This window comes from Shewanella sp. 1CM18E (genome assembly GCF_023161665.1).
Lineage (GTDB): Bacteria > Pseudomonadota > Gammaproteobacteria > Enterobacterales > Shewanellaceae > Shewanella.
This window is the reverse complement of record NZ_JALNTW010000004.1, coordinates 156017-168200: the sequence shown is the minus strand read 5'-3', so window position 1 is coordinate 168200 and position 12184 is coordinate 156017. Positions and strand designations below refer to the sequence as shown.

Sequence of the window (12184 nt, the reverse complement as noted above, 5' to 3'; positions counted from 1 at the left end):
GAATAGTAGCCAGAGAAAAAGTGACAAGTTTAGAGGATAAACTGAGTTTACTTAGCGCATTAACCAGCAGAGTGACGGCGCTAGAATAAAGTTTTCAATTTTATTTCGTCTTTTTAGAAAGCGGCTCGTCTTAAGGGAGTAATCAATAACAGATGACTCATTCGGAGAGCCTAAATGATCAAACTAATTAGCTTTAAAAACTGCCCATTTGTACAACGTGTTATGGGGGCGCTAATAATGAAAAATATCCCATTCGAAATTGAATACATTGAACTCAGTAATAAACCGCAGTGGTTTTTAGATATTGCGCCTAATGGCCAAGTACCAGTGCTAGTGACTGAAGATAAAACTGTACTGTTTGAGTCTGATGCTATTGTTGAGTACTTAGATGATAAATATGCGCCAATTGAGCAAGTGTCGGCTGAGCAAAAAGCGTTAGACCGAGCTTGGTCGTATCAGGCGAGTAAACACTATATGCCACAATGCGGCACTATGGGAAGCAAAGACCAACAGACATTTGAAACTCGACTCGCTAACTTGGCCAAAGCTTTTGCTAAAGCTGAAAATCAATTAGCTGAAAGCATGTTTTTTAAAGGCGATTATATCTCTAATGTTGATATTGCCTGGCTGCCGTTACTGCATCGCGCTGCGGTGATCCGTAATTGTTCTGGCTTTGATATGTTAGCGGGTTACCCGAAAGTACAAAAGTGGCAAGCGGCACTGATTGATTCGGGGTTAGCCGACAAAACTGTACCGGAAAACTTTGTCGAGACCTTTAGCAGTTTTTACCTAAAAAATACCTATCTAGCGAGCCTAATTAATGGCACTGAAGCCGTGGCATTATCAAATGGCTGCGCATCAAGTTCGTGTTGTGGCTAAAGGTTTTATCAAAAAGGCGATGCTCTTATGAGTATCGCCTTTATTTTTCGGATTTGAAGAGTTGTTTATTAGTGGGCTTTTACAAGCTCTGCGCGTCTCGCTTTGAGCAAACAAAGTAGCGGAATAATTGCAATAATAACGATTAATGCTGCCCAATTACTGTTTTGAATCACCCCAAATCTGGCCGCAATAATACTGCCAATTAATGCGCCGCTACCTATGCCCACGTTGAAGAGACCTGAGTAAATCGCCATGGCGACATCGGTGGCATCTGGAGCGAGTTTTAAGCCTTTTGATTGCAGTGATAAGCACATTAGCATCATGCCGGTACCCCATAAAATACACAGTGGCAATAACAACCAAATGTAGCTGGCAATAAAAGGTAAAATCGCCATACAGCTACCTAAAATGACAATGGCAATTATTAGCAATTGCTGAGCATATTTGCCTTGATAGCGACTAAATAGCGCACTGCCAATTAGGCCAGCAGCACCAAAAATCAACAAAATCATGGTGGTAATATTGGCCGAATAACCAAAATGCTCTTGCAGTAAGGGTTCTAAATAGGTGTAAACGCTGTAGTGAGCGGTTACCAGCACCATAGTTAATGCGTAAAGCCAAAGTAAGGCTTTGTTGCGCGCTAGTGCAGGTAAACTGCGCCAGCTACCACCATGAGTTGCTGGTAAGTTTGGTAGTCCGCGCCACAGCAGTAGCATCATAATCAGCGTTAGCACGGCAATTAAACCAAAGATGCTACGCCAGCCAACTAATTGGCCTATGACTCGACCTAAGGGAATACCTAACACCAAAGCCAGTACACAACCGGTAGCAAAAATGCTTAAGGCTTTAGCCCCTTGGCCTTCAGGTGCTAATCTCACCACAAGGGCTGGGGCGATCGCCCAGAAAAGTGCATGAGTTAAAGCAATACCAACACGGCCTGACAGTAAAATGTCGTAGCTGGGTGCCCACACACAAATGCCATGGCTGATGATAAACACAGACATTAAACCAAGTAACAGCTTTTTACGTTCAAAGCGCGCAAATAGCAGTACTGCAGGCAGGGAAGCGAGTGCAACAACGGCGGCATAAACGGTAAGCATTGGCCCAACGGCCACAGCGCTCATATTAAAGCTCTGCCCAAGAGCAGCTAAAATGCCCACTGGCACAAATTCAGTAGAAACAAAGACAAAGGCGGTAAGTGCTAATAACCATACCGGAGCCCAAGTGACAAGGCGCTGTTTCATTGAAGCGAAGATCCAAAATTAAAAGGGCGCAAAGTCTACGCTTAAATCAGTTTTTTGGCGAGTAGCTAAATGAGAGTGGTAACGCAAAATGTGTGATTTGTGAGCAGAGTGGCGCTTTGACTGAAGGGAGATTTAAATATCGCATAGAACTCAAACCCCAAACCCCAGGCCCTAGAACCTTTTAATACTTCTTCAATAAAAAATAACGCTCAGGACTTTTATCTGTTCCCGGTACAGTACCGATAATTTCAAAGCCGAGTTTTTGGTAAAACAGCGGCGCTTGAAATGACAAGGTATCGACTTGCGCCATGATGCAGCCGCGACTTTTAGCCTCAGTCTCAGCATATTGCATTAGTTTCTTACCTATCCCAGAACGTCTTTGTTGCTCATCGACCCACAAAACATTATACCAATCAGTATAAAGATTTGATCGCTCAGCGAGAGTTTAGCGGTTCTGAGGCAAGGCAACGAGTGAAGAGCATAGTTATTCTACGTTTAAGCTTGTTAACGCAGTATCAGAGCCGCTAAAACTCGCCATTCTGGAGCGTTTTTGGCTGCCTACTTCTGCGTTGAATAACTTCAAAAGGGAGCAACCATTCTTTCAGCTATTCGCCTTGAATTAGTTTGCCAAAAATGCTCTGAGTAGATCAACTTCTTATACTGATTGGTATTCTCAAGAAGTTGTCATAGATGGTGCATCCGGCAACGCCAGCGATTAACTTTCCACTGGCGTCATGGGCGACTACAGAAAGTGGCTGAGAGGTTTCTGGCCCCATATGATCTGCATTGAACTGGCGCACCCCAGCAATTAATGCATTAACGTTTGCGGTGTTGTCATCATCGGTGACTGTTATTTTCATCTTATATCTCCAGTAACGAGTATTTAGCCGCTCAATCTCTAATACCCAATACCTAATCCTTAACCCTTAGTCTAGGACGATAAAAGTCTACTATTGCAGTCCTAGCTAGAACCAACTTTGCTCGATCGCCGTTGAAAAGGTAACAGAGTAATGAGACAAAATTGCACTGTGACCTGCAGTAAACATCTCAAATGAGGCATCAGTCGGCATAGTGACAGAACTGCTCGTTACATTGAGGATTAGCTCTGGAAACAAGATGGAGCTGGCAGCATTAACCAAGTCTTGCGCCTCGCTCAGTGGGTAATCTGTATTAGTTAATGATGCCGTTGAAATATTTGATAATTTTGAATCAGACACTTCAGTTGTCACTGAGCTATTTGTCAGTTCAGCTATTGCCTCGTTTTGATTGTTGACCAATGTCGCTACTGCAAAATTAGCAGGTTCGTCAGCGGTGTATTGATAACCTTCATCGAACTCAATATCGCGGCTGTTTTCAAAAGTGAAGTTGGCGATTGCACTATCTGCCGGCAGATTGAAGATGACTCTTGATGTTGTCGTGCTCTTGGCGTAATCATTTTTGTGCAGCACATCATTGTACGCGTACTCAACTCTCACTTCTTGCTGGTTGGTTTCGTCATTTAATCGGCTTATACATTTGACACTAATCTTGTCTGTGGCAGTGCACAAGCGAGTAATAATGGCGTCAGATAGGCCTACCTGTTGCGCGGCACTTCTGAACTGGTCATCGACGATAACTTCATCATCGTCATCATCTGGATGCAAGATATTGTCGATATATTCACAGCCACTGATATTTAGACATAACAAACTGACAGCTAGTACTTTGAATTTAGTATCCATAAATCGACAACTCTCTATACAAAAATAGATAAAAACCAATATTGACGTCAATTTAGCATTGTTTGCGTTGGTGGTAATAGCGATTTTTTTAAACAGATTGTTGTTAGCATTAATGTAAATTTTGACGCATAGACTTGACAGCTTTTCCGCGTCAATTCATCAACTTTGACTTGAAGTTTACTCGCCCCAATAAACCAATAATGAATGCGCTTTTAGCGAAACCAAGCATAGAGCACCGACTGATTTACAGTTTATTTACTCAGTTTTATGACGAGTTGAAATATTGTGTTTGAGTTCCAATCCCCGCCGCATAGTTAGCAGATCTTCAATCAATAGGAGGTTTAGTTACGGTTTAACTAATTAAGAGACCGTTAAACTTGGTCAATCTTCGATTTATATCCCTACAAACTATCCGGCATCTTTACATCAGTTCTATTAGCGCCTATGAGAAACACAATATCAATTATGTAAATGGGATGTATTATCATTTGTATTCGTGTAGCATAAATGTAAATCACAATTGTTAACATTCATTGGTCGCTAAACTTTTAGCAATATTAAGGTATTTGTATGCAACTGAAAAAATCGATTTTGGCAACGACAATAGCACTTTCTATGGGGCTATTAACGGCTTGTGGCGGTTCTGATTCTGATGGATCTCCAACTCCCGAGCCTGCACCAGCAAACAGCACCCCAACAGATGTTGTTTTGTCTGATGTTACCGTTGACGAAAATACTGCTAATGCAGTTGTAGGTACGCTATCTGCAGTTGATGCTGATAGCGGTGATACACATACATTTACCGTTGCCGGTGATCAGTTTGTTATTGAAGGCAATACGCTGCAACTTGCAGATGGCTTGGTGTTAGATGCAGACGGTGCGGAGTCTCTAGAGCTTGAAGCAGAGTTAACTGTAACGGACAACAACAATGCCAGCTTTACTAAAACAGTGACTATTACTATCAACGATGTAATGGATCGTTACACCTTTGACAGCAAGCTTATTGATGGTGATTCAAGTGTGGCTTATACAGGGCAAACAGGTCGTCATGTACTAATTGCAGAGCTGAATAACTACATCAAAAATCAGCTAGAAGCTGATGTGGATGCTGGTAACTTAGCAGATAAAGCTGCCGTTCTTGCAAAGCTTAACTACTTCTATCGTCCAGACAAAGACACTGAGTACGATGATATTGCTATCACTTTCATCGATAACTCAAAAGATGGTCTGTTATCAGATATCACAGGTTATAAGAGCATTTTAGAAAAAGTTGCTGGTAACGATACAGGTGGTCAGCATAAAGATTGGAACAATGGCGCATTTGCCGGTTGGGGAGCAACGGGCTCTACCACACCTACAGATTTAGTTGCAGCTTTGTTTGATCGTTTAGCAGATAACGCTGTTGATAAAATTAACGGTAGCGTACGTAAAGACGTACTTGGTAAAGATATCGCTAAAGTTTACGTTGATGAAAATGGCGTCGATTTAGCACAGTTAATTCAAAAGTTCCTATTAATGTCAGTGGCGTACTCACAATCATCTGATGATTACTTTGGTGTAGATACTGATGGTAAGGGTTTAAGAACCGATAACACTGGACCTGCTAAAGGTGATGCAAGCAAGCCATATACAAACCTTGAACACCAGTTCGATGAAGGTTTTGGCTACTTTGGCGCTGCAGTTAACTACCTAGAATACAGCGATGTAGAAATCGCCGGTAAGGTTGCTGACGGTAATGGTCGTAGTGACTGGAATGGCTCGCACGACACTGACGCTGACGGCAAAATTGACCTACGTAGTGAGTACAACTTTGGCCAGTCAGTTAATGCTGCTAAGCGTGACTTAGGTACCGCTGACAATGCTGCGGCAACTGATTACACCAAGCAAGCTATGGAGGCCTTTATTGCTGGTCGTAAGCTGATCAACGATAACGTTCCACAAGCACTAACTGATGCACAACTTGAAGAGCTTAAAGGCTTTGCTATGACAGGTCTTGATGCTTGGGAGCGTGCAATTGTTGCAACAGTTGTGCACTACATTAACGACGTAACTGCTGATCTTGCGCCACTTGCAGATGGTGGTGACAGTGCAGACTTCAACTATGAAAATCTTGCTAAGCATTACTCTGAAATGAAAGGTTTTGCACTGGGCCTGCAGTTTAGTGAATACGCAGGTATCACTGATGCAGACTTTGTGAAACTACACGAGTTGATGGGTGAAGAGCCTGTGCTAACTGGTGATGTGGATGCTTATATTGCAGAGTTGAGCGAAGCGCGCGATATCTTGGAAGCAAGCTATGAGCTTGACGCTGACAATGTTGCTAACTGGTAATCCACCACCGTTAATTAACACCTTTTAAGGTAAAAAGCTTGGCATCGTAAGGTGCCGAGCTTTTGTTGTTTTTGTACTTTTATTTAATTACTTTCTAAAGTACTAAGGGAAAACTATGACAAGCCATCCCCGCTATTCAGTGTTAAGTGTTGCCTTAATGGGCATATTACTTAGCGGCTGTAATGAAAGCACTAGCAGTGACGCCGGTGCAGACTACGGCAATCAAGACAATACCACTTCAGATTTTGACCAAAAAGCACTTATTGTTAACCTAGTTGACGGTGTCATCACTCCTACTTTTGAGCAATTCGTTAGCGTCAGTAATCAGCAAATCAGCGACATTAGCGCTTATTGCTCAGTAGCAAAAGCTTTCGAGCAAGACCCAAGCGATAATACCGAGTTAACCCAAACTTCAGCCACAGCGCAGCAAAGTTGGCGCAATACTATGTCGGTATGGCAACAAGCTGAAATGATGCAGCTTGGCCCGCTAACATTCGATGATGGCGCACTGCGCAATAAAATCTATTCTTGGCCGGTAACCAGTCGTTGTGGTGTCGATCTTGATGTTGTCTCATTTGAAAACAATGACATTAACGGCACGCCCTACGACATAGCTTCTCGCACACCTGCACGTAAAGGCATGGTGGCGCTTGAATATTTGCTATTTAACCCAAGCTTTGAGCATAGCTGTACTGGTAACTCAACGCCTGCTGGCTGGGATAATCGCACTGACGATGACCGTCGAGTCGCCCGCTGTGAGTTTGCAGTTGAAGCTGCAAAAGATATTAATAATAACGCTCAGCAGTTACTTATCGAGTGGAGTGGTGATAACGGCTATGGCGCTAGCTTAAAGCAAGCGGGTGAGGCGGGTAGTAGCTTTGCTACAGTGCATGAAGCCGTCAATAAACTCTCTGATGCACTGTTTTATATCGACAGCGTGACGAAAGATCGCAAGTTGGCAGTACCATTAGGCAAATTTGCCAACATTTGTGGCAGCAGTGTTTGTCCGGAAGATGTTGAATCTCCACTAGCAAACCATTCAATTGAAAATATCAGCAGTAACCTTGAAGCCCTTAGCGCGCTGTTTTCGGGTAATGAAGGGTTAGGCTTTGATGACTATTTGATTGATGAAAACGATGCCGATACAGCAACAGCCCTGCGTGAACGTATTGCCACTGCGCTTGCCAATAGCCGCAGTTACCAAACCAGTTTAGCTGACACGTTGGTGAGTGATGAAGAGCAAGTCGCTTCAACCCATGACGATGTTAAAGCGGTAACCGATAAGCTTAAGAATGAGTTTATTAATTCACTTGCGCTAGAGCTGCCACAAACTTCAGCTGGAGATAACGACTAATGAACAATCTTGCAATAGGGAAAAAACTTAGTCTTGTTATTGCCATTCAACTGGCGTTAGTGAGCCAAGTGTCAGCGGCTGATAAAGACAGCAATACCGCTGCAGACTCCGATAAAACCAGCGTGAATGACAGTTATATCGAAAAGATGCAGATCATTGGTCATGATGCACGTTTAAGCAAGCAAACAGGCTCGGCGACCTTGATTGATGAGCTAGAACTTGAGCAGTTTAAGTTTGATGATATTAACCGGGTATTATACAGCGTACCTGGGGTGAATATTCGTGAAGAGGATGGCTATGGCTTGCGCCCTAACATCGGTTTTCGCGGCGCAACACCTGAGCGTAGTAAAAAAATTAATATCATGGAAGATGGGGTGCTCATTGGTCCTGCGCCATATTCAGCAGCTTCTGCATATTATTTTCCAATGACCTCAAAAATGACCGCTATTGAAGTCTTTAAAGGCCCTGCAGCGATTAAGTACGGCCCAAATACGGTGGCAGGCTCGCTGAACATGGTAACCCGCGCGGTACCACAAAGCAGTGAAGGCTTAATCGATGTCTCTGCTGGTAGTGATGGCTTTGCAAAAGCTCACGGCTATTACGGTAATACTATCGACAACTTTGGCTTTTTAATTGAAGGCGTGCATATGCGTGCCGATGGTTTTAAAGAGTTAGATGGTGGCGGTAATACTGGTTTTGAGAAAAACGATATTATGGCTAAGCTGCGTTATGACTTAGCGGGTGATGCGTTTGATCAAGTATTCGAGCTAAAGCTAGCTTATGCCGATGAAACCTCTGATGAAACCTATTTAGGTCTTACCGATGATGATTTTGCCGCTAATCCAAACCGTCGCTATGTTGCTAGCCAACTGGATAACATGGATTGGGAGCATACTCAGGTGCAGTTCAATCACTTTATTACTGGTGATAATTTTGATGTAACCACCCGTGTATATCGTAATGACTTTGACCGCGCTTGGTACAAAATTAACGGCTTCAAGCAGTTTGATAATACTTATGAAAGTTTACAAGAGATCTTAGCTAACCCAGATAAAAACGAGGATACTCGCGCCTTTTACAATATCCTGACAGGTAGCCAAGACTCAGTCACTGAGGCGCAAAAGCTGATTTTAGGTAATAACGACCGAACCTATTACTCGCAAGGTATTCAGTCTGATCTGAACTTGCAGTTGGAACTATTTGGTCTAGAACATCAGTTCGCAACGGGTGTACGTTTTCATCAAGACCAAATTGAGCGTAATCACACCACTGATGTTTACTTAATGCAGCAAGCGAATCTTGTTAGTGATGGCAGTGAGACTAAAGCATCAACAACGGATCGTGAAAAAACCGATGCTTGGTCGGTATATCTACAAGACACTATCAGCATTAGTGCGCTAGATATTACAGCGGGTGTTCGTGGTGAATTCATTGACGCTCACTATCAAAACCGCGCGCCCGGTGAAGAACTCAACTACCTAAATAAAACGACGCGTGTTTGGTTACCAAGCTTTAGTGCGTTTTACACCTTATCGGATAATGCCGGTTTGTTGTTTGGTGTGCATGAAGGCTTTTTGCCAACCAGCCCTAAGCAAGATCCAAGTCTTGAAGTTGAGAGCAGCATTAACTACGAGTTAGGTGGCCGTTATAACGATGGTAACTTTAACTTAGAACTTATCGGTTTCTTTAACGACATCAGTAATCTTAAAGAAGGCTGCCAATTCTCAAGCTGTGGTAGCGATGACGACACAGAGTTTAACGGTGGTGAAGTTGATATCTTAGGCCTTGAGCTCACCTCTGGTTATAGCATTAGCTTAACCGACGATATCGATCTGCCTATGTCATTGTCTTATACCTATACTCAGTCAGAGTTTAAAACTAGCTTTGAGTCAGGTTTTGATATGTGGGGTGATGTCACTGCAGGTGACGAGCTGCCTTACTTGCCGGAGAATCAACTAGCAGTCAATCTTGGTCTAGTGAGTGATCAGTGGGACGTTAACATGATAGTGCGTTACATTGGTGAGATGAAAGAAGCTTCTGGTGAAGGTGTGGTGCTTTCAGGCAGTACAACCGAAGCGCTTACTGTTGTTGATATGTCAGCAAGTTATAACTTTAACCAATACGGCCTTGTGTACGTTAAAGCGGATAATCTGTTTGATACCCAAGAAATTGTCAGTCGCCGCCCATACGGGGCAAGACCAAGCAAGCCACAACAATTTCAAGTGGGTTATCAATACCGCTTTTAAGCAGTCGGCGGTGGTTTAGTTAAGCCACCGCCAGTTTGATACTGGAGTATCGTATCGACACCATTATTACGTTTTTTAATATCAATTTAGGCGATCTGCTTAACTATCCTTTTGATAGCAGTAAGCGGATCTTTATCGGCTATTTAATCGGCGCGGTAGTATTAGCACTGCCAGTGTATTTTGCAGCGACCAAAGCTGATGGCGTAGCAACAAGAGGTATTAAAGGCTTTGCGGCATTTTTACTGCCTAAGGAAGTATTTTTAGCTGCTTCAGCCAAACTTGATTATCAACTGTTTGTGCTGAATAAACTGATTAAAGCTGCGTTATTTGCACCGTTAATGCTCACTATGGTGCCTGTAGCGTTAAGTGTGTCATCGGCATTAGAGTCACTATTTGGTGGCGCATTGATGTTAGATGTTGCGCCATGGCTAGTGATGAGTCTGTTCACCATATTGCTGTTTATTCTTGATGATTTCAGCCGCTTTTTACTGCATTACATTTTGCATAAAGTGCCTTGGTTATGGCAATTTCATAAAGTGCATCATTCAGCCACAGTGCTTACACCTTTTACTATTTACCGCACCCACCCTGTCGAAAGTTATCTTTATGGTTGCCGAATGGCGCTATCCCAAGGCGTTGCTGTGGGGATAGGTTACGCCATATTTGGCCCAACACTGAAAATGTACGACGTACTTGGCGCTAATGTATTTGTGTTCGCCTTTAATGTACTTGGTGCCAACTTACGCCATAGCCATATTTGGCTCAGCTGGGGGGATAAGCTAGAAAACTGGTTTATTAGCCCTGCACAGCATCAGGTTCACCATAGTGCTGCCATAGAGCATCGCGATACAAACCTCGGGTCGGCGCTGGCTATTTGGGATCGCGCTTTAGGGTGTTTGATTAAAGCGAGTAGTGTCAGCAAGTTAACCTTAGGCGTGGGTAATTTCACTGGTCACAATAGTTTATGGGGCATTTATAGCGATCCCTTTAAGCAAATCTTTAATCGCTGCCGGCAAACAATTAGCCGTATTTGGCAGCGCAACCAGCCGTCTTAGCCACTGGTGACCAGCTCATCGGGTGAGTCAAAAGCAAAACTTGGTATACACTGACGCACTATTTTTATGGCTAATGAATAATTTGAGTGAATATGTTTTTAAGTACTTATTTTAAAAAAGAAAACCAGTCAGTTACTATCACTCCGACCCAGGCCAGTGATTTTGCTAAAAGCATTGCTCAAGACTTCAACCCTATCCACGATGTGGCGGCAAAGCGTTTTTGTGTACCCGGAGATTTGTTATTTGCCTTAGTCCTTAATCAATACGGCTTAAGCCAGAAAATGACGTTTAACTTCGCTGGTATGGTTGGCGATGGTGTGCAGTTACAGTTTCCTGATGATGTAGCTGAAGATTTTGATATTCGTGACAATAAAGACAAATGTTACCTTGAAGTGCATCGTAGCGGTGATGTGCGTTATTGTGAAACGCAAATCGAGTCATTTATTCGCAAATATGTGGCGTTTTCAGGGCTTAACTTTATGCATATTTTGGTGCCTATGATGAAGCAGCACCAAATGATGATTAATCCTGCTCGCCCGTTAGTGATCTACGAGAGCATGTCATTTGACTTAACCACTTTAGATTTTACTGAAGTAAGCCTAAAGCTGGTGGAGCAAGACCTACAAATCGAAGGTAAGCGTGGTGATGTGACCTTAACCTTTGAGCTACTCAGTGGTGACGTCATTGTCGGTACTGGCGTTAAAACACTGGTGATGAGTGGATTGCGCCCATACGAAGAAGAGTCTGCATTGCAGATGTGTGATGCCTACGAGAGCCGCAGAGTCGCATTTAGTTAATCGCTCCACCTTATTCTTTACACCTCGAAAGCCGTTTAAGCATTAGCTTAAGCGGCTTTTTAGCACCTAGTCATTGCGCAAAATGTACCTGGTATGTATTAAATTTGCGCAATTAAACCGTTAACCTTCTTATTTAGCTTAAAAATGTGACTTAAACCACTTGAGCGCTTTTTTGATAAAGCGCATTCTACTGGTCCCTATCGCTTACTAGCCCTAATGGTTAGCCAAAGTTGGGGATCCGTTCGGATGAAGGTAGCAGGAGAGTGGGGAGTAACCCCACACCGACGAGGCAACTTTGTAAGGCGTAAAGCCAAACAAAGCACTCTTTCAGGTGCCACTTAGTGGTGAGGACTGTTACTGGACGAGCCTCTGGAGAGACTGTGAGCAATTAAGTGTTCGTAAGCTTAATCGTCACACAGCGCCGAAGGCGAAAGTGTAATCTCAGCTATTAAACTTAGCTAAGAGATTACGCGAAACGCTCAGGCAAAAGGACAGAGGAGAGGATGACTGTGCTAGTTATATATTTCAATATAGCTACATTGAGGTCACTGTCGTTT

At 43.2% G+C, this 12184-nt stretch carries 10 protein-coding genes and 1 riboswitch; of the genes, 6 read left to right on the top strand and 4 right to left on the bottom strand.

What is annotated here, in order from left to right:
* Positions 1 to 174: 174 nt before the first annotated feature.
* The gene (locus MSG37_RS08000) at positions 175 to 879 is read left to right on the top strand and encodes a glutathione S-transferase family protein (RefSeq protein ID WP_248470064.1); all 705 of its coding nucleotides are present in this window, start codon (positions 175 to 177) and stop codon (positions 877 to 879) included.
* 68 nt (positions 880 to 947) lie between these two features.
* Here the strand turns inward: MSG37_RS08000 and MSG37_RS07995 are convergent, their stop codons facing one another.
* From MSG37_RS07995 to MSG37_RS07980, 4 genes are all read right to left on the bottom strand, one after another.
* Positions 948 to 2123 (bottom strand): sugar transporter, encoded by a 1176-nt coding sequence (locus MSG37_RS07995; protein WP_248470062.1) that lies wholly within the window; start codon positions 2121 to 2123, stop codon positions 948 to 950.
* 181 nt (positions 2124 to 2304) lie between these two features.
* Positions 2305 to 2475: a GNAT family N-acetyltransferase gene (locus MSG37_RS07990; protein WP_248470061.1), complete on the bottom strand. Its 171-nt coding sequence runs from the start codon at positions 2473 to 2475 to the stop codon at positions 2305 to 2307.
* 295 nt (positions 2476 to 2770) lie between these two features.
* On the bottom strand, positions 2771 to 2983 hold the full coding sequence (locus MSG37_RS07985; RefSeq protein WP_248470060.1) for a hypothetical protein: 213 nt from the start codon (positions 2981 to 2983) through the stop codon (positions 2771 to 2773).
* Between the two features lie 105 nt (positions 2984 to 3088).
* The gene (locus MSG37_RS07980) at positions 3089 to 3844 is read right to left on the bottom strand and encodes a hypothetical protein (RefSeq protein WP_248470059.1); all 756 of its coding nucleotides are present in this window, start codon (positions 3842 to 3844) and stop codon (positions 3089 to 3091) included.
* A gap of 570 nt (positions 3845 to 4414) precedes the next feature.
* Between MSG37_RS07980 and MSG37_RS07975 the strand changes: the two genes are divergently transcribed.
* From MSG37_RS07975 to MSG37_RS07955, 5 genes are all read left to right on the top strand, one after another.
* Positions 4415 to 6175, top strand: coding sequence for a DUF4856 domain-containing protein (locus MSG37_RS07975; RefSeq protein WP_248470058.1), 1761 nt, complete (start codon positions 4415 to 4417; stop codon positions 6173 to 6175).
* A 115-nt stretch (positions 6176 to 6290) separates the two neighbouring features.
* Entirely contained in the window at positions 6291 to 7529 is a 1239-nt protein-coding gene (locus MSG37_RS07970; protein ID WP_248470057.1) for an imelysin family protein, read from the top strand.
* Positions 7529 to 9775, top strand: coding sequence for a TonB-dependent receptor (locus tag MSG37_RS07965; protein ID WP_248470056.1), 2247 nt, complete (start codon positions 7529 to 7531; stop codon positions 9773 to 9775). The genes MSG37_RS07970 and MSG37_RS07965 overlap by 1 nt, the downstream gene beginning before the upstream one ends.
* Before the next feature lie 62 nt (positions 9776 to 9837).
* Entirely contained in the window at positions 9838 to 10830 is a 993-nt protein-coding gene (locus tag MSG37_RS07960) for a sterol desaturase family protein (protein WP_248470235.1), read from the top strand.
* Positions 10831 to 10922: 92 nt separating this feature from the next.
* Positions 10923 to 11627, top strand: coding sequence for a DUF3581 domain-containing protein (locus MSG37_RS07955; protein ID WP_248470055.1), 705 nt, complete (start codon positions 10923 to 10925; stop codon positions 11625 to 11627).
* A 359-nt stretch (positions 11628 to 11986) separates the two neighbouring features.
* Positions 11987 to 12132: riboswitch (glycine riboswitch) on the top strand.
* Positions 12133 to 12184: the final 52 nt, after the last annotated feature.

Excerpts from the sequence above, each read along its gene's own strand:
- MSG37_RS08000 (WP_248470064.1), top strand. The coding sequence starts at position 175 with ATGATCAAACTAATTAGCTTTAAAAACTGCCCATTTGTACAACGTGTT.
- MSG37_RS07995 (WP_248470062.1), bottom strand. The coding sequence starts at position 2,123 with ATGAAACAGCGCCTTGTCACTTGGGCTCCGGTATGGTTATTAGCACTT.
- MSG37_RS07990 (WP_248470061.1), bottom strand. The coding sequence starts at position 2,475 with ATGCAATATGCTGAGACTGAGGCTAAAAGTCGCGGCTGCATCATGGCG.
- MSG37_RS07985 (WP_248470060.1), bottom strand. The coding sequence starts at position 2,983 with ATGAAAATAACAGTCACCGATGATGACAACACCGCAAACGTTAATGCA.
- MSG37_RS07980 (WP_248470059.1), bottom strand. The coding sequence starts at position 3,844 with ATGGATACTAAATTCAAAGTACTAGCTGTCAGTTTGTTATGTCTAAAT.
- MSG37_RS07975 (WP_248470058.1), top strand. The coding sequence starts at position 4,415 with ATGCAACTGAAAAAATCGATTTTGGCAACGACAATAGCACTTTCTATG.
- MSG37_RS07970 (WP_248470057.1), top strand. The coding sequence starts at position 6,291 with ATGACAAGCCATCCCCGCTATTCAGTGTTAAGTGTTGCCTTAATGGGC.
- MSG37_RS07965 (WP_248470056.1), top strand. The coding sequence starts at position 7,529 with ATGAACAATCTTGCAATAGGGAAAAAACTTAGTCTTGTTATTGCCATT.
- MSG37_RS07955 (WP_248470055.1), top strand. The coding sequence starts at position 10,923 with ATGTTTTTAAGTACTTATTTTAAAAAAGAAAACCAGTCAGTTACTATC.